This is a genomic window from Streptomyces sp. S186 (genome assembly GCF_051603415.1).
In the GTDB taxonomy this organism is placed as follows: Bacteria; Actinomycetota; Actinomycetes; order Streptomycetales; family Streptomycetaceae; genus Streptomyces.
Window position 1 is genome coordinate 7,493,775 of record NZ_CP193932.1, and the last position, 19,003, is coordinate 7,512,777.

The 19,003-nt window shown below is 68.1% G+C and carries 24 protein-coding genes and 2 pseudogenes; 9 read left to right on the top strand and 17 right to left on the bottom strand.

Annotated elements, in window-relative coordinates; all coding sequences use genetic code 11:
• From ACRAS8_RS32650 to ACRAS8_RS32665, 4 genes are all read left to right on the top strand, one after another.
• The gene (locus tag ACRAS8_RS32650; protein WP_438489594.1) at positions 1-537 is read left to right on the top strand and encodes a DUF6879 family protein; all 537 of its coding nucleotides are present in this window, start codon (positions 1-3) and stop codon (positions 535-537) included.
• Positions 534-1,376: a helix-turn-helix domain-containing protein gene (locus tag ACRAS8_RS32655; protein WP_438489595.1), complete on the top strand. Its 843-nt coding sequence runs from the start codon at positions 534-536 to the stop codon at positions 1,374-1,376. Before ACRAS8_RS32650 ends, ACRAS8_RS32655 begins: the two co-directional genes overlap by 4 nt.
• Before the next feature lie 87 nt (positions 1,377-1,463).
• Positions 1,464-1,883 (top strand): hypothetical protein, encoded by a 420-nt coding sequence (locus ACRAS8_RS32660; protein WP_438489596.1) that lies wholly within the window; start codon positions 1,464-1,466, stop codon positions 1,881-1,883.
• A complete protein-coding gene (locus tag ACRAS8_RS32665) occupies positions 1,880-2,314 on the top strand; it encodes a hypothetical protein (protein WP_438489597.1) in 435 nt (144 codons plus the stop codon). The genes ACRAS8_RS32660 and ACRAS8_RS32665 overlap by 4 nt, the downstream gene beginning before the upstream one ends.
• A 51-nt stretch (positions 2,315-2,365) precedes the next feature.
• Here ACRAS8_RS32665 and ACRAS8_RS32670 read toward each other — a convergent pair whose 3' ends face one another.
• Complete coding sequence (locus ACRAS8_RS32670; protein WP_438489598.1) at positions 2,366-3,175, bottom strand: endonuclease domain-containing protein; 810 nt, start codon at positions 3,173-3,175, stop codon at positions 2,366-2,368.
• Between the two features lie 438 nt (positions 3,176-3,613).
• Here ACRAS8_RS32670 and ACRAS8_RS32675 point away from each other — a divergent pair.
• Positions 3,614-3,742: pseudogene (locus ACRAS8_RS32675) on the top strand (cold-shock protein); the annotation flags it as partial.
• Between the two features lie 139 nt (positions 3,743-3,881).
• On the opposite strand, the gene ACRAS8_RS32680 reads toward ACRAS8_RS32675, so the two are convergent.
• The 3 genes from ACRAS8_RS32680 to ACRAS8_RS32690 all read right to left on the bottom strand — a co-directional run bounded on the left by ACRAS8_RS32680 (position 3,882) and on the right by ACRAS8_RS32690 (position 6,407).
• Positions 3,882-4,235 carry a hypothetical protein gene (locus ACRAS8_RS32680; RefSeq protein WP_438489599.1) on the bottom strand — a complete coding sequence of 118 codons (354 nt, stop codon included), beginning with the start codon at positions 4,233-4,235 and terminating at the stop codon, positions 3,882-3,884.
• Between the two features lie 289 nt (positions 4,236-4,524).
• Positions 4,525-5,613, bottom strand: a complete 1,089-nt coding sequence (locus ACRAS8_RS32685) for a tyrosine-type recombinase/integrase (RefSeq protein ID WP_438489600.1) — start codon at positions 5,611-5,613, stop codon at positions 4,525-4,527.
• Positions 5,610-6,407 carry a hypothetical protein gene (locus tag ACRAS8_RS32690; RefSeq protein ID WP_438489601.1) on the bottom strand — a complete coding sequence of 266 codons (798 nt, stop codon included), beginning with the start codon at positions 6,405-6,407 and terminating at the stop codon, positions 5,610-5,612. Before ACRAS8_RS32690 ends, ACRAS8_RS32685 begins: the two co-directional genes overlap by 4 nt.
• A gap of 126 nt (positions 6,408-6,533) precedes the next feature.
• On the opposite strand from ACRAS8_RS32690, the gene ACRAS8_RS32695 reads away from it, so the two are divergent.
• Positions 6,534-6,725, top strand: a complete 192-nt coding sequence (locus ACRAS8_RS32695; RefSeq protein WP_438489602.1) for a hypothetical protein — start codon at positions 6,534-6,536, stop codon at positions 6,723-6,725.
• A gap of 21 nt (positions 6,726-6,746) precedes the next feature.
• On the opposite strand, the gene ACRAS8_RS32700 is transcribed toward ACRAS8_RS32695, so the two are convergent.
• From ACRAS8_RS32700 to ACRAS8_RS32725, 6 genes and pseudogenes are all read right to left on the bottom strand, one after another.
• A complete protein-coding gene (locus ACRAS8_RS32700) occupies positions 6,747-7,541 on the bottom strand; it encodes a Ku protein (RefSeq protein ID WP_438489603.1) in 795 nt (264 codons plus the stop codon).
• Positions 7,542-7,695: 154 nt separating this feature from the next.
• Positions 7,696-7,914 (bottom strand): hypothetical protein, encoded by a 219-nt coding sequence (locus tag ACRAS8_RS32705; protein WP_438489604.1) that lies wholly within the window; start codon positions 7,912-7,914, stop codon positions 7,696-7,698.
• Positions 7,915-7,950: 36 nt separating this feature from the next.
• The gene (locus ACRAS8_RS32710; RefSeq protein WP_438489605.1) at positions 7,951-8,280 is read right to left on the bottom strand and encodes a DUF6233 domain-containing protein; all 330 of its coding nucleotides are present in this window, start codon (positions 8,278-8,280) and stop codon (positions 7,951-7,953) included.
• 141 nt (positions 8,281-8,421) lie between these two features.
• Positions 8,422-8,661 (bottom strand): hypothetical protein, encoded by a 240-nt coding sequence (locus ACRAS8_RS32715; protein WP_438489606.1) that lies wholly within the window; start codon positions 8,659-8,661, stop codon positions 8,422-8,424.
• A 92-nt stretch (positions 8,662-8,753) separates the two neighbouring features.
• The gene (locus ACRAS8_RS32720) at positions 8,754-9,143 is read right to left on the bottom strand and encodes a hypothetical protein (RefSeq protein WP_438490697.1); all 390 of its coding nucleotides are present in this window, start codon (positions 9,141-9,143) and stop codon (positions 8,754-8,756) included.
• Positions 9,144-9,170: 27 nt separating this feature from the next.
• Positions 9,171-9,359: pseudogene (locus ACRAS8_RS32725) on the bottom strand (GntR family transcriptional regulator); the annotation flags it as partial.
• A gap of 351 nt (positions 9,360-9,710) precedes the next feature.
• On the opposite strand from ACRAS8_RS32725, the gene ACRAS8_RS32730 reads away from it, so the two are divergent.
• Positions 9,711-11,045, top strand: coding sequence for an integrase (locus tag ACRAS8_RS32730; RefSeq protein ID WP_438489607.1), 1,335 nt, complete (start codon positions 9,711-9,713; stop codon positions 11,043-11,045).
• A 52-nt stretch (positions 11,046-11,097) separates the two neighbouring features.
• On the opposite strand, the gene ACRAS8_RS32735 is transcribed toward ACRAS8_RS32730, so the two are convergent.
• The 5 genes from ACRAS8_RS32735 to ACRAS8_RS32755 form a co-directional block, all read right to left on the bottom strand.
• Complete coding sequence (locus ACRAS8_RS32735; protein ID WP_438489608.1) at positions 11,098-11,895, bottom strand: alpha-ketoglutarate-dependent dioxygenase AlkB family protein; 798 nt, start codon at positions 11,893-11,895, stop codon at positions 11,098-11,100.
• A 223-nt stretch (positions 11,896-12,118) separates the two neighbouring features.
• A complete protein-coding gene (locus ACRAS8_RS32740; protein ID WP_438489609.1) occupies positions 12,119-12,697 on the bottom strand; it encodes a methylated-DNA--[protein]-cysteine S-methyltransferase in 579 nt (192 codons plus the stop codon).
• A gap of 311 nt (positions 12,698-13,008) precedes the next feature.
• Complete coding sequence (locus tag ACRAS8_RS32745) at positions 13,009-13,203, bottom strand: hypothetical protein (protein WP_438489610.1); 195 nt, start codon at positions 13,201-13,203, stop codon at positions 13,009-13,011.
• Positions 13,204-13,861: 658 nt separating this feature from the next.
• Positions 13,862-14,335: a nuclear transport factor 2 family protein gene (locus tag ACRAS8_RS32750; protein ID WP_438489611.1), complete on the bottom strand. Its 474-nt coding sequence runs from the start codon at positions 14,333-14,335 to the stop codon at positions 13,862-13,864.
• Positions 14,325-15,443: a serine hydrolase domain-containing protein gene (locus ACRAS8_RS32755; protein ID WP_438489612.1), complete on the bottom strand. Its 1,119-nt coding sequence runs from the start codon at positions 15,441-15,443 to the stop codon at positions 14,325-14,327. Before ACRAS8_RS32755 ends, ACRAS8_RS32750 begins: the two co-directional genes overlap by 11 nt.
• 64 nt (positions 15,444-15,507) lie before the next feature.
• Here ACRAS8_RS32755 and ACRAS8_RS32760 point away from each other — a divergent pair, with 64 nt between their 5' ends.
• The gene (locus ACRAS8_RS32760; RefSeq protein ID WP_438489613.1) at positions 15,508-15,852 is read left to right on the top strand and encodes a hypothetical protein; all 345 of its coding nucleotides are present in this window, start codon (positions 15,508-15,510) and stop codon (positions 15,850-15,852) included.
• A gap of 256 nt (positions 15,853-16,108) precedes the next feature.
• A complete protein-coding gene (locus ACRAS8_RS32765) occupies positions 16,109-16,339 on the top strand; it encodes a DUF6296 family protein (RefSeq protein WP_438489614.1) in 231 nt (76 codons plus the stop codon).
• 158 nt (positions 16,340-16,497) lie between these two features.
• Here ACRAS8_RS32765 and ACRAS8_RS32770 read toward each other — a convergent pair whose 3' ends face one another.
• Positions 16,498-17,193 (bottom strand): aspartate/glutamate racemase family protein, encoded by a 696-nt coding sequence (locus ACRAS8_RS32770; protein WP_438489615.1) that lies wholly within the window; start codon positions 17,191-17,193, stop codon positions 16,498-16,500.
• Between the two features lie 189 nt (positions 17,194-17,382).
• The gene (locus tag ACRAS8_RS32775) at positions 17,383-18,624 is read right to left on the bottom strand and encodes a cytochrome P450 family protein (protein ID WP_438489616.1); all 1,242 of its coding nucleotides are present in this window, start codon (positions 18,622-18,624) and stop codon (positions 17,383-17,385) included.
• Positions 18,625-19,003 lie beyond the last annotated feature (379 nt).

Here is a 19,003-nt window from a genome sequence, read left to right on the forward strand (position 1 = left end):
GTGCCAGACCTGATCCCGTTCTCGGAAGTGGCCCACCTTTTCCAGGACTTCGAGCACACGGCTTGGCGGCTTGAGACCCGCCGTGGCTATGCCTCGGACCGCAATGGGCCCAAGTGGCAGCGGTTCCTGCGCGGCGACGACATCGCCAACGAGCCCGACAACGAATGGCGGGCGAACGTGCGCGCCCAGACCGCGGCCGGCAAGCGCTTCGAGCGGGTGCGGCTGGTCGACCAGCCGCCTACCGAGGGGCAACGGTTCCTCCTGGCCAGCGGTCTTGGCAATGTGGCAGCTGGCGAAGATATCCGGAACTTGTACCGGTCAGAGGCCCAGTGTCTCGGCATCGTCGACAGCGACTTCTGGCTGTTCGACTCGCGCGTGGTGGCCGAGTTCGAGTTCGACGACCACGACGTGACGCTGGGGGTGCGGGTGCACGAGGACGCCGAGACCGTAGTGCGCGCCTGCCAGGTACGCGACGCCGCCTGGCACCACGCGGTACCTACCAGGGACTTTCAGGCCCGGGTACTTTCCGACGTATGAGTACCGACTTTCAGACTGCCCGGGTAGCCCTTGGTGCGCGGCTGCGCGAGTTGCGCGCCGAGGCAGGGCTCAACGGCAAGGACCTGGCCGAGCGTCTCGGCTGGCAGCGGTCGAAGGTCTCCCGGCTGGAGAACGGCAAGCAGACGCCGTCCCGTGAGGACTTGGCGGCCTGGTCCAAGGCCGTAGGCGAGCCCAACGCGGCGGAGGAGCTGCAGGGACGGCTGCAGGGGCTGGAGACGCAGTACCGGACGTGGCGCCGGCAGTTGGCCAATGGACACCGGTCCCGCCAGGAGCTGGCCGTGGTGGAGACGGCGCGGACGCGGCTGATCCGCGGGGTGGAGGTGGCCCGTATTCCGGGTCTGTTCCAGACGGCGGACTACGCACGGTGCCTGTTCATCGCGAACGCTGAGTTCCGTCGGACGCCGCGTGATACCGATGAGGCTGTCCGGGCGCGCATACAGCGGCAGGAAGCTCTCTACGTGGCAGGGCGGTCCTTCCGCTTCCTGCTGTGGGAAGCCGCGCTGTACGCCCAGGTGTGCCCTCGGGAAGTGATGGCCGCACAACTGGATCGGCTCTGTGGCCTCATCGGCGTTGGCACGGTCGAACTCGGCATCATCCCGTTCACTGCCTCACTGCAGCGCACGCCGGCTCACGGGTTCTGGATCTACGACGATCGGCTTGTGACAGTCGAGACGATCAACGCGGAGCTGTGGCTCGACGATCGGGAGAACATCGACCTGTACTCGCGGGCGTGGGACTGGCTCAACGAATCCGCGGTGTATGGGCACCAGGCTCACCGGCATATCGCGCGTGCTCGGGCCGGGCTGGCTCTCCCGTAGGCAATCGGCAGCAACATCAGCACCGGCCCGCGCAATCTCGCGCAATCGGCGCGCGCCCCTGCAACGGCGGGCCCTAACTTCCTGCTCATGACCGCTGGGAGCGCAACCAGAGCCCGCCGGGTGAGGCCGCCGTGGCTGCCGCTGGAGAACGTCGTCGATGCCGTCGCCGCCGGCCGGTGGTGGGACGCCGTCGCCATCGACGGGGAACTCGGAATACGGACCGTCGCGCACTACCGGGCAACCGGACGTACAGGCCCGATCATCTGCGACCCCCAAGGTCCTGCCCCGCGCGTGTACTTCCTCGTCCCCCTCGGCACCGCCGACCGGTGGCACGAAGAAGACAGCTTCGGCCTCGGCCAATGCTGCTACGTCGTCCTCAACGGCGACACAGGCGCCGATGCCCTCGGCATCCACTGGCTCAGCCCACCCCGATGCCAGCCGCCCGAACCTCTCGTACAGCCGCGGATGCTGCGCACCGCCCTCACGGAAGCACGAGCAACCTCGTGACTCACCCCGGAACCGCTTGGCTGCTGTCCTTCGCCCGGAACCCCACCGACGTGCAATGCGCCTGGAACGACGAGGAGTTCGCCCCGATCCCATCGACCGGCTGGACCGTCGTCGAGGCGTCTTGCCTGCGCTCCCTGGACGCGATGCGCCCGCTGGCACGGTGCGGACACCTCGGGCCGGTCCTCGTCGACCCAGCAGCCGACATCGCCTGGTGGCTCGTCGCCGACGGCGCCGAGCACCACCTCGCCGACCTGCCGCTGCTGACCGTCCACCCGCGAGGCTGGGCGCTGCGCTGCCCGCCCGCGCACCTGTACTTCAACGGCCGCGGCTGGCTGGAGAAACCCGACGGCACCGGCACACTCACCGACCCGATCAAACTGGGTGCCGCATTCGGCCCCGGCAGACGACTCCCCGCGGAGGCCGCCCGATGACCGATCGGCTACCCGTTCCTCGCCTTCCAGAACCTCCATCCGCCCCGGCAGCTATGCCTCCGGCAGAAGGGTTTCCCTGCGGCGGCGCTCGTATCGCCGGAGGTAGTCTTCGAATACCGGCACGATCGTGACACTGCGGCCGACAAGCTCGTACCAGGACAGCCCTTGTACGTTGCACAGGTGGCACAGGTAACCGCGGACACACTCCCCACATGAGGAGCCGCCGGATGGGCAGCAGGCGCTGTCATGGTCGATGTGGAAGGCAATGTCCCCCTCCTGCCACCGCCGCTTGCAGATGTCGCATCGGTGGTCGCGAGACTCTCGGAACTCCCGGACTGCCTCCATCGACGGGAATCTGAACCGCTTCATGAGCACGTAGTCCGGCTGACAGACGACGCAGTAGGTCGACCGTCCGCTGTGTTGCGCGGATGAACGGCTGTACTCAGTAAGGGGCTTGACGTTCCTGCAGGCGGGACACCGCTTCAAGCCACTGTCTAGCAGCGAATACACCTCATCCTGTCTGATCCGCTGCGTGTATAAGGGAGTCAGCTCGCCGCGCCGCGTGTCCTGCTGATAGTGGCCATTGCACAACCCCTTGGCGATGGCGGGCAAGCCGCACGGCATGTTGGACTCCTCGGCTCCGGGCCCGGTGCAGAACTCCGGTGTGGTCCGTCGCCGTTGTCGAATCGGGCGCAGCTCTGTGCCGCGCGAGCGCTGCTGGTTGTGGGCGTCGCACAGCCTGTTGGACCGCACCGGACGTTCACACGGCGGGTACGGTGAGATGCCCGGTGGGAACGCCGCGCAGGTGTTGGCGCCCGCGATGAGAGTGGGCGGTTGAGGGGTGAGCTGGATGTCCGTCACGGTTGGAGGGTATGAGCTGGGTCTGACACTGCTGCCAGACGTGCCCCATTCTCTGCACTGTCAGCCCGTCGGTTCCTCGTAGTGCGCGGAGTCGGGTGCCGTTTGCCGTGAGAACGGGCACTGGCAGACGACGTTTTCGACGGAAAGCAGCTCGGCCGGTCGCCCTTCCGCGCCCCAAGTGCAGGCGCCTGCCAGCTCCGGACTCATGCGGCCTGCGGCCTGTGGTCAGGCACGCAGGGCAACAGGCGCGCGAGTCGATCGGCCTCGAACAGCTCATCACGCCTTCGTCACAGCGTCCAGATTGCCCCGGCTCGCTGGGTGCCGACGCTGCCACACTCAGCGCACCAACCGAACCGAAGTGGGGGGATCTTTGACCAGCACCATCACGCGCCCGGCCCACCGAATCCGTAGCGCCCTCGCCGCTGCCACGCTTGCCGCAGCCAGGACGGCGGCGGTCCCGACGTCTTCGTCCTCAACGCCGGAGGATACCGGTCCCTGCAGGCGGTGACCTTCGATGTCACCCAGGGCCCGAAGGGCCCGCAGGCGGAGAACGTCACCCCGGCCTGACCGAGAATGCCTCGGCGCCCCGAACCGTTTGGGTTTGGGGCGCCTTGCCGTATCCTCCCGGGCCAGCCAGGCGTCAGGCGCCCCATCGGGCGGATTGTAGGCACACGACCCACCGGGCAGGGCCTAGAACGATGCGCCGTCAGTCGCGGGATTCCTCGATGCCGCAGGCGAGTATGAGTTCCTGCATGAGGGCGCGCCCCCTCGCCGGCTCGGCCTCCCATGGCGTCCAGCTGTGCCCCGAAGGGCAGACCAGCCGCACCGGGTCCGTCCACGCGCCGAATGCCGTCCAGTCCCGATCCGCGCCACACTGCGGGCACCGCAGGGCCTCGACTCGCCGAACGGGAGCATACGAGCTGACAGGGATGGTCGCGTCCTCCATCACAGCATCGTTGATCGCTACGGCGGTCGGATCGATCCCCTGGATTTGGACCAGAATCGGCTGGGTCACCCTGATCGTCCAGAAGGCGCCCTCAGACTCGTCGCCGCTGCTCATCTCGTCCTCCTGGATCATCTTGGGCTGTCGGTCACGCTAGCCCAGGGGACTGACACCTGGAGAGGCAGCTGCTGGGAGAGCGGGACGTGGGCGCGGATCCAGCTTCTCGCCCAGGCTGGCCACTCAGCCGGCACGCCGCCTGCGTCGTCCCCTAACCCGCGGTCCGACCCCCCGATGCGGCGAGGGACGGCTGCCCTCAGACGTCAACCTCGCTGGGTGGCCCGCAACTTGACCTTGCACCGTCCGCGATAACATGCCATATGGCGGGCGCTGACCTGCGCAGGCGCCGTCAGGTCCGGAACTTCGGCGTGACGCTGGCGAATACGGCCTCGGCCGCGTCCACGTGGGCAGCGTTGCGCTTCCCCTTGTTCCGCCGGTTCCAGTAGGCGACCGTCGTGTTTGAGTTGTCGTGGTCGGCGAACGCCTGCACTTCGGCGAGCGGTACGCCTTCGTCGAGCATGTGTGTGATGCGACTGGCCCTCATGACGTGCGGGGTGAGCTTGCGGCCGGGTAGGACTCCGGCGTGGCGACCCATGCGGGCGAGGATGCGCGCGACGTCGTGCCGGTCGAGTCGCTGGCCTTCGGAGTCGAGCAGGAGCGGGCCCTCGGTGCGGCCCGCGGTGTGGGCGTCGAGCATCTCGGCGACGGAGAGGGGGAGCGGTAGGATGCGCTCCTTGTGCTCCTTGCGGGTCACGTCGAGGTAGCTGCGTCGCCCGCGCTCGATTCGATCGGTGACATCAGCGGCGCACATCTCGGTGACCCGGCCGGCGAGCGCGTACAGCAGCGAGACGACGAGTAGGTCGAGCTCGCTCTGCGCCTGCGCGGCGACGGCCTGGACTTCCTCGACTTCGAGGACGGGCGTGCTCGTGGAGCTGTTGCCCTTGTCTACCTTCGGCCGGTCGTCCTGGGTGACGGGGTTCTTCGGCAGATCGATCTTCTCGGCGGCATAGGTGTGGAGCGACGAGAGGGCGTTGAGGTAGCGGGCGATGGTGGTGCGGGCGACGCCCTCGCCTTCCTTGTCGAGCCGCCAGGTTCGGATCTGGTCGGCGGTGAAGCAGCCGAGAAAGAACCGTTCGTGGCCGATCTCTTGGGCGTAGGTGGCCCAGACGCGGCGGATGTCGTCGACGTAGGTTCGCTTGGTGGTGATGGCTCCGCGGCGGGTGGAGGTGAGCCAGTCGAGGATCATCACGAACGTCTCGGGTGTGACGGCTTCTGCGAGGAGTTCGGCGCGCGGCTTGTAGATGCGTTCCTGCCCGTGACGTGCGACCTGGACGACGCCGAGGTCGTCGGTGAGCTTTTTCCAGACCCGGTCGAACAGGTCCGAGCCGGGCAGCGTGATCGACTGCCCGGCGGACTGGGTGGGGAGGTTCTGGGTCACGCGACGTCCTCGAAGTCGGCAAGGTCTCGGATGACGTCCACCTGCCGGGGAGCAGGGACGGTGGGCTGACGGGGAACCGTTCGGCTTGTGGCAGCCGGAACTGGCACCTGAGCGACAGGCGGAATGGCGACGCGGAACTCAGGCAGGGAAGCTCCGGGCCGGGTCTGGTGTACGTGGCGCACGTAGAAGGAGTGCATGCGCTGCTCTGCTTCCGGGCTCGTCTGCCAAGCGGAGCCGCTATCCGTGAGAACGGCACGGATGAAGCGGCGGATGCGGTCGTCCAGCGGCCAGTCGGCGCGGCGCCAGCAGTCATTGCCGTGCCTGTCGCACTCGACGTGGGCCGCGCCCGGGAACGGATGGCGGGCATGCACGATGAGCTCGTTGTGGGCGCCGGAGCCACACTGCTGTTCCACCATGCCGTCCGGCCCCTCAAGCCGGAACACGCTGCGCCCGTATTCGTCGTGCCCCTCCGTCAACTGCAGCTCGGGCTGTGTCGCGTCGTATGACTCACTGGTCGCCCACACGGCGACCGTGGTGGTCTCGTTGCGGCGGTCGCCTTCGACTGCGTGGCCCGCGCGGCGTAGGGCGGTGCGGATTGCGGTAGCCGACCAGCGGTTGTCGGTGGCGAGCACGATGCGGTCGCTGTCCGCCTGCTCGATGGTGACGATGCCGCTCGTGAACTCGGCGAAGCCCGGGAAGCGGTTGAGGTCGATAGCGGCACGGGCTGCCGTCAGGATCTCGTCCACAGCCGACTCGGTCTCTTCGATTGCCCGGAACTCAAGCTGAACCGACACGACCTTCTCCCCTAATCAAGCTTAGTTTCTGTACATACAGAATGCTCCAAAGGTGAGGCCCTAGTCAAGACGGGTAAGCAGGTGAATGCTAGTTTCTGTCCCTACAGATTTGAGGAGGTGGCCGCAGTGGCCAGGCCGAAGACCGGCGAGACGCCCAAGCGCAACGTCCGCGTGCCCGACCCGCTTTGGAGGGCGGCCACAGAGAAGGCGAAGGGGGAGGGGCGGACGATCACTGACGTCATCGTGATGGCTCTTCACCGGTACGTCGCCAGCCCGGCGAAGCCGCCGTCCGGTGCTGCGGAGGAGATCAATTCGTAGCGCTTAAGGGAACGTTATGCGCTAGTCATCCTGGTGCTGCTCGCGCTCTTCGTCGCCGCGGGCGTGCCGGGCTGCGCGCACCGACTCCTCCAGCGCCGCCATAAGGTCGACGACCGGCCCCGGCTCAAGTGCCGGCGCCAGCCCCGCGCCGAGAGCCTTGGCGTCGACCAACTGCTCCAGCGCCGCGGCGTACTCGTCGTGAAGCTGGTCGATGTCGACGCCCGCGAGCTCGTCCATCAGCATCTCGGCGAGCATCAGCTCCCGATCCGTCACCGGCGACGGGCTGGACAGGTCCCCGGGGTCTCGGATCTCCTCCGGCCACAAGAGGGTTTGGAGGACGAGGATGCCCTGCCTCGGCCTGAGCACAGCGAGGCGTTCCCTCGATCTGATCGCCACCTTGCAAACGGCCAGCCGGCCCGAGCGGGCAAGAGCTTCGGTCATCAAAGCGTAGGGCCGCTCCGATGAGGCTCCTTCGGGCGAGACCCAGTAAGGGCGCGAGTACATGAGCGGGTCGACCTGCTCAATGTCCAGGAACCCGACGACGTCGATAACGCGCTTGGTGGGCAGTGGCAGCGCAGCGATGTCGGCCTCGTCGAGTACGACTGTGCGGCCGTCAGGGGCTTCCCAGCCGCGTGCGATTTCGTGCTGGGCTACCTCGCGGCCGTCAAGCTCACACACCTTGCGGTGACGGATGCGGCCGCCGTCCAGAGCGTGGACCTCGTGGAGCCCGGGGCCATGTTCCTCGGTGGCGGCCAGGAGCTGAACCGGCACGCTGACCAGCGAAAACGAGATACTGCCCTTCCAGATCGGCCGCATACTCCGACCGTAGGTCGACGGGTGGGGGCATGCTCCTGCTCTGCGCCCATCCGGGCGCAGGCGCGGGCGTGAGGTCAATCGGGCGCTGCGGAGGTGAGCCGTCTGCCACACTGCACCCAGGCCCCACCGTGCTCCCCCGACGCGGTGGGGCTCCCTATCGCCCGTCGCCCCACTCGTGCGGCTTCGTTCCGCGCCATTCAACCCAGGCGGGATCGTCGAGGATCTCCTCGGGCGCAGCGACGCCGGCTCGGCGTAGGAACTCGATCACGTCAGCATCTCGGTACGCCAGCCCGAGAATCTGCCCACGTGCGACGACGCGCCGGCCGCCGGTTGCTGACAGCCGGTGGATGACGATGGGCGCGTCGTGCCGCATCCCTCCAGCGTGCGCCGAGCGGCCTCGGGCCGCAGGTCAGCCGAGGATGCCGAGCTCCGTGTCCGGCCGACACAGCACGCACGCCTCCAAGCCCTCGGCGAGGGCGCGCATCGCTTGGTCGCGGCCGATAGGGCGGGCGCGCCGGCCGGCGGAGGAGCAGCCGCCGACGTGCACGGCGATCGGCTGGCTCCCGGCGCCGATGCTGAGCTGCAGCAGCCAGTCCGGCGACGGGGGAGGGGTGGCGCGCTGCCGCTGGGCTTCGCGCTGCTCGGCGATGACGATGGCCTGCCGGACGTGGTCGAGGGTGAGCTGCAGCCACGTCTCCAGGGTGCGGAGGCGGGGCAGATCCGGCGGCAAGTCGTGCATGTGTTCGATACTAGGCTCAAGGGGCCCAGGATTGTCAGTGGCCGCCCGTGTCCAGTGACAATGAACCTGGACCGATTGCCATCGAAGACTGACCATTGCCCGGTTCGTGACATCGAACCTTGACCGCCTAGGTCAGAGCTCCTACCAGCCCATGTCTTGAGCGACCTCCTGCTGCGCAGCGGCAATCTCCTCGCTCGTCGTGCCGGTCAGGTCCGTGTCGGTGTCCCACTCCAGCCGGGAGAGCAAGTCGGCCAGCGCCTGCTTCTGTGCGGGATGGGTGACCGGCACCGAGTCGAGATCCGTGCCCATCAGCCAGTCGAACAGCACGAGGGCATCGGCGCGCCACAGGCGCACAGTCACGGTCGGCAGCTCAGCTTCCATGGAGCCCATCGTGCCAGGTCAGACGATCGGCTGCGGCGACGCTGCTACCCCGCGCCGCCCCGGAACGGCGCCCGGAGCGGGGCGCTGGCACGTCAGAGCCGGATCGTCCAGCGGTCCATCGGCAGGATGAGGTCCGCGGTCTCGACCGCCTGGCGTTCTGCATTGAGGCGGGTGCGCACGAGCCGGTAGGCGGACGTGTCCACGGTGAGCCCGAGCGCGTGCGCTTGGTCAGCGTCGACTGCGATGACGCCGAGCTCTACGACGTGGCTGCTGTGCGACCGGCGCCGACCGTGCCACCAACTGCTGACGAGCATCGCCGACCGGCCGCCCGGGTCCATGCATTCGACGGTCTCGTGCTGCAGCGTGACGCCCGGCCGGACGCCGAGCCGGTCGGCAAGTTCGTCTGTGGCGCGACAGGGGCTGCTGTCGGTGATCTCCGTCTGGTGCGGCCAATCGGTGTCCGGGCGGATGAGGGTGCGCATAACGCGAGGATGTGCCACACGGAGGCGATTGCGCTGCTCGCCTTCGATGAGTCCACGCGATCGGAGGAGGACCATCGCGAGGCGCACGGTCTGCTCATGGACTCCGTAGTGGCGGGCTAACGCAGCCCGGGAGGGGAGCTGGTCGCCGGGGGTCCAGAGGCCGGCTGAGATTTGGTCGGCAAGGTCGGCGGCGACGCGTCGGTGCGCAGCCTCCATCGCAACCCGTCCCTAACGATCTTGTTTCTGATGTGACCGCAAGGGTAGGAACGATGGAGTCCGCTTGATATATCAAGATGGATGGCTGGCGCGTGCACGCATCAAGGCGGGCCGCGCCTCACGAACGCCGACCCCGGGCCGCCGTCCCACCTCCCAAGTGGGTGGCCCGGGGGCGGCTTCTGTCGTAATGGGCTCCCAGTCGAGGGAAGGATGGGAGGATCAAGTGCCAGGGGGAGGCTGCCCGTTGCGGCGCAACCGCCCCATGGGCGGGCGTGATTAGCAGGCCATGCAGGCGTGGCAGGAGAGGGCATCAGCCTGCCGGGCCATCGCGGGAGACCCCAAGGAGTGCCTATGCCCTACATCGAGTGGCGCGGCAACAAGTGTCGAGTCAAGTGGTGGGCAGGCGAGTACCTGCCGAACGGCCGCAAGAAGTACGAGTGGAAGTCCGGCTTCGACGACGAAGATGTGGCGCGCGACTATGGCCTCGATCGTGAGTACGAAGTGCGTCATGGCACCGGGATCAAGCAGCGTGACAGCAAGGTGCTGATGAAGGATTACTGCTGGGACTGGTACGAGGCACAGGAGTTGCGCCCGGCGTCGCTGACTTCCTACAAGTCCATCATCAAGGTGCAGATCCTTCCGTACTGGAACGGCCGCCCCGTCGGCGAGATCACGACGTGGGAGTACGAGGCATGGAAGAAGGTCCTCAACACAGCCGCCGCCAGGGGCGAGATTTCCAAGGGCTACGTCGGCGAAATCCTCATGGTCTTCGGCATGCTCATGGATGACGCGGTTGTGAAGTACAAGATGCGCAGGGAGTCACCGGTCATCCGGCAGAAGCGCCGCGGCAAGTACACGAAGAAGCCGCGCGAGATCAAGCGCCCCATGGAGATGGCGGTTCTGCACCAGTTGGCGAGGAACGCCTACACGGTGTGGGCATACACGGGCTGGGTGTACATCTGGACGGCGGCCTTCACCGCCATGCGGCCTGGCGAAATGTATGGGCTGCAGCGGCACTACGCTTCGCCGACCTGGCCTGCCACGGAGCCGGACACGGACCGGCGGGCGGAGTCGCTGAAGCGCTACGGGGAGATGCCGGCCCTGCGGGTGCAGTACCAGCATCAGTGGGTCGACGGTGAGAAGGTTCTGACGGACCCCAAGTACGACTCGCACCGCACGCTGGTCGTGCCGCCGTTCCTGCACGAGATGCACGAGGCGCTGCTCGCCTCGCACGCGTCGCCGTGGGTGTTCCCGGCCCTGAACGGGGGAGACCTGCTCGGGACGCAGTTCGAGAAGCACTACTGGCATCCGATCCGTGACGGGGCGAAAGAGCGGACAAGCCGAAGGCACAAGCTGCGACCCGCGATCCCGGCGGTGGGGGAGATGACAGGGAAGCGGATCTACCTTCTCAGACATGGACATAAGGAATGGTTGGACGAAGACGGGCACAGTGAGATCGCGTCCGAGTCACGCATGGGCCACGAGGTCGCCGGCGTGAAGGGTCTCTACAGCAACGTGACTCCGGGGATGGAGCTTCGTATCGTGGAGACGTTGCAGGACCGGTGGGAGAAGTTCTGGCAGTCGGGGCCGTTTTGGATGCCCCCAGTTCCCACTCCGCTCCCAGTTGATCAAAAGGTTGCGGAGTTTCCGCAGGCCAGACGCCATATGGAGATCCATGCGTCTTGATACTGCGGCACATGCGTCCAGTCTGCCCCCTCCTGGAAACCTGCGGGGCCGATCAGCTGAGTCGGTTGTGTCCGCCCGGTCCAGCCAGTCCACCCGGGCCGGTGAGTCCGGTGACGCGCATGGTGATGTTGAGGCGGCCGGCGGAGAGGCCGGTGGCGGGGTCGCCGGTGCCGGGATAGACCTTCGGCACACCGTGGTACACGAACCGTGAAGGACCACCGAAGACGAAGAGATCCCCCGACGCCAGCTCGATGTCCGTGTACGGCTTGGTGCGGGTCTCCGTGTTGCCGAAGCGGAAGACACAGGTGTCACCGATGCTGAGGGAGACGACCGGCGCGCTGGAGTGCTCCTCCTTGTCCTGGTGCATGCCCAGTTTCGCCACGCTGTCATAGAAGTTGATCAGCGCGGTATCCGGGGTGTAGTCGGCGGCCGCTGCGGTGTCCTGATACGCGTCCGTCAGTGCGCGACGGCCCAACGCGACCATCCAGTCCGGGAATTCGGCGACCCGTGCACCGTTCACATCGTCGGCGGTACGGGTGTACGCGTACGGCTGCCAGTGCCAGCCGATGCACACGGTCTGGACGGACATCACGCCACCACGCGGCAGTTTGGTGTGCCGGATGGGCACCGGGCCGCGCGCCCACGCCCGGCAGGCGGTGACCAGTTCACGCTGCTCATCCAGAGACAGCCAACCGGGCACGTGGACCGCCCCGGGCGCCGGCTCCCGACGGATCCGGCCTTCGGTACCGGCCGCTGCCCCGGGCCGGCGGGCCGCTCCCCGGCGTCCGCCCGCCCCATCGCGATCCCGGAGCCGCCCAACATCCTCAAAGCCGGGAAGCGGGGTACTCATACCTTTCTGACCTGCCTTGATGTGCGGGGAAGGGAATGGATTGACGGGGCGCCTGCGCGGGCTCCCCCTTCGTTCAGGGTGCCATGGGGTGCCACCTGGTGGGGTGGGCTGGGGTGGAGCGGTGTGACCAGGTGGCCGGGTAGCGGGTGGCGAGCCGCCGGGTAACGCTGGGTGCACAGTGGCAGCCGACCGTGATCGCGCACCTCGTGCGCGATCACGACGGTCAGATGAGGGTGGGCTGGAGGGCGCCTTCGTGTGTCAGCAGGGCGACTTTGCGTTCCACGCCGGCGGCGTAGCCCCGCATGGAGCCGTCCGCGCCGATCACCCGGTGGCAGGGCCGCACGAGCAGCAGCGGGTTGGCGCCGATCGCGGCTCCCACCGCACGCACTTCGCCCCGCGCAACGCCAACCTCGTCGGCGAGCCGCCCGTACGTGGTTGTGGTGCCGTAAGGGATCTCGTCGAGGGCTCGCCAGACGCGCTCCTGGAACTCCGTGCCGGTGGTGCGGAACGCCAGCGCGAAACGGGTCAGCTCACCGGCGAAGTAGGCCCGCAACTGACGGATGGCCTCGGCGAACGGAGGGGCATCGCGGTGCCAGTGGGCCCCTACGGTGGCGGCGCCGCGCTGTCCGGGGAGGGAGAGCGAGGTCAGAGCGATGCCACCGGGTGCGGTGGGGGAATCCACACCGACCAGCAGCAGCTCGCCAAGGGGACTGTCGTGGGTTGTGTAGAAGGCGGTGTTGGCGGAGCCGGGGGTGGAGGTGGTGGCGCTGGTCGTGGCGGCCGGCGTGCTGCGGGTGTTCATGATGCGTCCTCGGGTGCGTCCTCGGTCGGTTTTTACCTGGGCTTTCTTCGAGTCTGCCGGTTTTGGGACGCAGCTACTGGCGGAAATCCGACGTCGAGGTTCTGGCGGACCGGGGGAGCCGGGAGCGGACGCATCGCACGCCCTGCTCGCAGCGGCCCACCTTCCCCGAGGGCCGGAGACGACCGCGGGAGGTACGGAAACGCAGGTGCCCTGGCTGGTCGGGCGGTGACCCTGGCGGACCGCTGGGTGCGCGGCGGGGCGCCAGGGCCGTCGTACACGTGCCCTTGTCGATGGGTGGGCGCTAGCTCTTCCTAGGCGGCCTCGACGACCTCCGCCACCTCGGCACGCACCGCCAGCATCCAGACCTCCAGCAGTGCCGCATACTCCGCCATGTCCTGCGCCGTCCAGGCCAGACCGTGCCGGGCGCGCACAAAACGCCGGATCGAATCGTTGGCCTCGGAAGCAGGAACGGGCGCACCCGTATGGGCAGCAGGAGTCGGGGACATGTGAGACATGCTAGGGGCAGCCACTGACAACGCGCCCCCGCGTTCTTCAGCCATAGCGCCCCCGAGTGGACTCCGCCGCCCGTCCTGACTCCGACTCAACTCGCTGACCAGCAAAGACTGTCAGCACCTCGCCCTCCCCTCGCTGTCAGCATGTGTCCATTCCCACACGCTCCGCGTTCGCCCACCCTGTATGCCCGCACTCGAACCGTCAACAGGGCGTCATGCGATCCGGCCGCGAGGCGCCATGCCGGCGCCACTGGGCTTTCGAGTCGAACCGGCGGCAGGGCAGGCGGTCTGTCGTTGTACGTTCCCCGGATCGGGTGGTGTTTTTCGACGGGCTTCGGCGTGCGGTGAGGCGTGTTCGAGGACGAGGGCGTGGCGCGGGATCGCCGCCGGCTCTGACTGGGGCGCCCGGATTGGGGCGGCGAACTGCCGCCGTTCGTGGTCTGGGCGGACCGGTGCGGGAGGCCGTTGTCAGTGGTCGCCCGTACCGTAGTCCCGTATCTATCCGAGCTGCTGGCGCTACTCGGACCCGCCCCGCTCCCGTCGTCACGCACGGGAGCGGGGCCCTCCCTGTTTCCCTCCCTTACTTCTCCTCGCTCCCGTCTCCTACTTCTTCTTCTGCATCTCTTGCTCGCTGCCTCTTTGCCTCTGCTTTTCAGCTGTTGCTCGGGGGCGCGAGGCGTTGTGTGGCGGCTCCGAAGGCCAGGTGGGTGGTTCGGGTGGCGAGCAGCCACCTGCCGTCGATCCTGCGGAAGGTGTCCTCGTAGTGGCCCACGTTGGCGGGGAGTTGCGGTGGGACCATGCCGCCGGTGAAGCCGTCGACGCGGTAGGTGGTGAGATAGGAGATGGCGGTTGCCGTCGTGGTGGAGGTGACGGAAACCAGGATGTTCGTCATCAGACGCCGTGAGAGGCGGTCCGCCGGGCGGGAGCCGAAGTACGCGCGCAGTGCCTCGCGGCCCACGATGCGGCGGTCGTCATGGGGCCACTGCCAGACGCCGTCTTCCGTGAACAGTTCGGCCACGGAGCTCGGGTCTCCGAGGTCGAGGCGGTGGACGAAGTCGAGGATCAGACGTTCGCAGGCGCGCTCGGCGAGCAGCCGGTCCATGGGGTCGATTGCTTCAGTAGACATCCGTAGTCCTAGGAGATATGGGCCAGTTGTGGGGCTGGGGCTGGGGCTGGGGCCGGGGCCGGGCAAGAGACCGCTCTGTGTTGCGGCCCGTGCTGGCCTTGGTGCCGCATATGGCCTGTGCCAGATGGGCCTCCATGGCCGCGTCGATCCCGTTCGGTATGGGCTGGTTGTTGGCGTCGAGCTTCTGATAGCGGGCGAGGTTGAAACCGAGTGAGAGCTGACGCCGGCCGTCCGGGCTGGAGAGGGACCAGGTCATGGCGCCGAGGACCAGGCCGTCGTGACCCCAGAACTCCCCGCAGGCCGAGGTCGTTTGGAGCAGACCGAGGCCGTAGCGTGCGTGGGTGCCCGGGACCGGCACCGTCGTCTTCATCTGGCGCAGCTCTGCCGGGGCGAGCAACTTGCCGCTGAGCAGGGCGCGGTGGAAGCGGTTGAGGTCGGGCATGGTCGAGACGAGGGCACCGGCCGTGCCGCCCCAGGACATGTTGTAGACGCTGAAGTCGCGGGGTGGAGTGAAGCCTCCGTATGCGGCCTCGTACATCTTGGCGTGTGGTCCGGCGAGGTAGGGCGAGCGCGGGAAGTAGGTGTGGCGCAGGCCGGCCTTTCGGATGACGTGTTCGGTGATGTAGGTCTCGGGGGGCTGGCCGGTGACCTTCCGCAGCAGGAGACCCGCGAGGATGTAGTTGGTGTTGGAGTAGTGGTGGGCCTCGCCCGGCCTGCCCAGCGGGGGAGCGGCGGCACCCAGTCGGGCCAGCTCCTCCGGGGCGAACTCGTGGAAGCGATTGCCTTCGATGCTGTCCGCAGTCGCGAAGATCGCTCGGCCGTAGTCGCCGATGCCGCTGGTGTGATTGAGCAGCATCCGGACGGTGATGGCCCGGCCACGCTCGCCCGTTACGAGATCGGGAAGGTAGTGGCCGACCGGTGCGTCGAGGTCGATATGGCCCTTGCCGACTTCCTGGAGCACGGCGGTGGCGGTGAAGGTCTTGGTGACACTGCCGATGCGATGTTCCATCTGCGGGGTGGTGGGGCGGCCGGTGTCGATATCGGCGACCCCTGCTGCGCCCTGCCACTCTTCGGAACCGTCGCGCACGGCGGAGTACGCGCCGTACATCCCTGCCTTGTGGAACGCCTGGAGGGAACTTTCCAGGGCCCGGCGGTCGAGCGCTGGGTGGTGCGTGGAGGGCGTCGAGACTGGGGCAAAGGCAAAGCTAGAGGCAAAGGCGGAGGCGGAGTCGGGAGTGGAAGCGGAAGTAGAAACGGAGGCAGAGGTAGAGGCAGAGGTCGGGGTTGTGGCTGCTGTGCCGGCGTATGGGGTCTGTGGCGAGGCGGACGGTGTGATGGCGGTCGCGGAGGCTGCGGTGGGGAGGGTGAGGAGGGATAAGGAGGCGGCCGTGGCGATGAGGGTCACTCTGCGGCGGTGGTGTGGCGAGCGGAGGTCAACAGGCATGGCTACTCCGGCAATTCGGGGTCTTGGAGGCGTACGGATCTCGTTTACTGGTCGTTTCTCGGTGCTTCATTGATCCGATTCTCGCGTAGGCCCAGGCGCGAGACATCAACCCACGGGTCTACCTTGATCCGGCTTGGTCCGGCTTGATCCGAAACCTCGTCGCCGCGCACAGCCGCGCACAGGAGATATTCACCGTTCAACGAATTGTGGTGAGGCGGGGCGCCCGGGGGTGGGTGAGGATGGAAGGGACGGGGCGCTGCACAGTGCGCAGTGGCGGCGGCGCGGCGCCTTGGGCGGCAGGACCCGCAGAGCAGTAACGGGAGGCCCCGATGGATTACCCGGAACGCTATGAGCTGGTATTTCAGGCCCCCGCCGTAGAGGACGACGTGGTGATCGTCCGCCGTACGGACCAGGCGGGAGCGGGCGGGTATCCGATCTACGAAGACGAGTCGGGGATCGTGCGCGCGGAGATCAGTGATCGGGGCGAGGTCCGCATGGTGGCCAGTGGCGGGCACCAGGCACCCCATACCCCGCTCCTGGCGAGGCCCCTGAGCCCGTGAGGCGTTGATCGGCCGCAGTCTCTGCCACTCCGGGCAGGGCCCAGGCCGGGCGTGGGGTGGGCCGCCTCAGTGTGCTTCGGCCGGGGCTGGAGGGTGCCGCGTCCTGCCGGGGCTGTCAGGGACCGCGCAGGCGCGGGCGTGGCGGTAGGTGACGATGCTCAAGTCATGCTCAGCGCGCAGGTGACTGCCGCCTCGGCGTGGAGTCGGGTCGTCGGGAAGACCGGGACGGGGCTGTCCTGCGGACGGATGAGGAGTTCGATCTCGGTGCAGCCGAGCACGATGCCCTCGGCTCCGGCGGCGATCAGCTCGTCGATGACGGCGATGTAGGCGTCGCGGGACTCCTCCTTGACGATGCCCAGGCACAGCTCCTCGTAGATCACGCGATGCACGGTCTCGCGTCCGGCGGCATCCGGAACCAGGACGTCCAGGCCGTGGTGTGCCAGGCGCCCGCGGTAGAAGTCCTGCTCCATGGTGAACGCGGTGCCCAGCAGGCCGATGCGGCGAAGGTCCTTGCCGCGTACGGCCTCCGCCGTGGTGTCGGCGAGGTGCAGGAGCGGGACGCCGACCGCGGACGACACCTGGTCGGCGACCTTGTGCATGGTGTTGGTGCAGATCAGCAGCAGGTCCGCGCCCGCCGCCTCCAGCGCCTTGGCGGCCTCGGCCAGGGCCTCGCCTGCCTCGTCCCAGCGCCCCTCTACCTGGAGGCGCTCGATCTCCGCGAAGTCCACGGAGTAGAGCACGCACTTGGCCGAGTGCAGCCCGCCCAGTCGCTCCCGTGTCAGCTCGTTCAACAGGCGGTAGTACTCCGCTGTGGACTCCCAGCTCATGCCGCCGATCAACCCGATGGTCTTCATCGGGACACTGTGCCACAGGCGGTTGGACGATCCCGCACCGGCCGGTGAACGGGAGAGGCCGCCGGGCCGTACAGCCGGGCGGCCGGCGGCCGCGAGCCGCACGTCCAACAGGCGTACAGCCCGGCCCCACGACTGGACTACCGGGTGCGGCGAATCAACTCGCTCCGCTCGCGGCCCGGTTGGGGGTGCCTATCCGTCCCAGCGGACCGGAAGCCGGTCCATACCGCGCATGAGGAGGCCGCTGCGCCAGTGCGGAGCGTCGGCTGCGGTGTCCAGGGCGAGATTCGGGCAGCGGTCCAGGAGGGAGCGGACGGCGATCCGGCCCTCCAGACGGGCCAGCGGCGCGCCCAGGCAGAAGTGGATGCCGTGACCGAAGGCGACATGGCCGCGCGGGTCGCGGGTGATGTCGAAGTCGTCGGCGACGGCGAACCGTTCGGTGTCGCGGGACGCAGAGGCCAGCGAGATCAGCACCGGGGAGCCCTCGGGGATCACGGTGCCGCCGAGTTCCACCGGCTCGGAGGCGCAGCGCCAGGTGGCGGTCTCCACCGGGCCGTCGTAGCGGAGCATCTCCTCCACGGCGTTGTCCAGCAGGCCGTCGTCGGCGCGCAGGGCGGCCAGTTGGTCGGGGTGTTCCAGGAGGGCCCGGACACCGTTGGCGACGAGATTGACCGTGGTCTCGTGGCCGGCGACCAGCAACAGGAAGGCTGTGCCGATGAGTTCCTCGTGGGAGAGCCGGTCGCCGTCCTCGTCGCTGGTCCGGATCAGGGCGCTGAGCAGCCCGTCGCCCGGCTCGCGGCGCTGGGTCTCGATGAGCGCGGTGAGGTAGTCCGCCATGTCCTGGGTGGCCTTGGCGACCGCTTCGGGATGGGTCGGGGAGACGAGCTCGTTGGACCAGACGCGGAAGGCTTCGCGGTCTATCGAGGGCACGCCGAGGAGTTCGCATATGACGGTCATCGGCAGCGGGAACGCGAGTGCCTCGATGAGGTCGGCCCGGCCGTCCGGCGCGGTCAGCATCGCGTCGAGGAGTTCGTCGGTGAGCTGCTGCACGCGGGGGCGGAGCGCCTCGACGCGGCGGCTGGTGAACTCCTTCGCGACCAGCTTCCGCAACCGGGTGTGGTGCGGTGGGTCCGCGTCCAGCATGTTGGTGAACAGGGGCGTTTCGCCGGCCAGGCGTTGCAGGTTGGCCTTGGTCCAGTCCTTGCCCAGCCGGGGATCGGCGAGGGCCGAACGGACCGCCTCATGGCCGACGACGAGCCAGGCGTCCTGGTCGTACGGGGTGCGAACCCGGTGGACGGGGCCGCGGGCCCGCAGTTCGGCGTAGTACGGATACGGGTCGGAGATGAAGTCCTCGCCGTAGGCGGGCAGATCGACCACCGGAAGCGCGCCTGAGTCCGGCGGGTCGGTGAGCGGGGACTGCCGCTGCGCGGACATCTCGGGGCCCCGTGCGTCCCGTTGGCCCTCTGGGGCCTCGGGCGTCCGAGGGCTCTGCCCACCCCGCGGGGCCTGATCGGTCTGCGGATACTCCGGCATCTGCCGTCCCGCCTTTCTCGACTCGCAACACATATCGCGTCACCACACTGGCGCAGCTCCGTACCGTGCGGTCCGGCTGCTCTGCTCACGCTACGCAGTTCGGTTGGGCGCATCGTCGTACCAGGGGAGGAGCCGCGGCGGACGACGTCCTCCGTCCGTAGTGGGGCGGAGTCATCGGGGTGGGGGAAGAGAGGCCGCCTGGGGCTTGCCTGGGGCACGGGAGCGCCGGGTCCGGTGGCGGGCGGACGGGCAGTCGGGCAGGCCGGCAGACGGCGCGGCG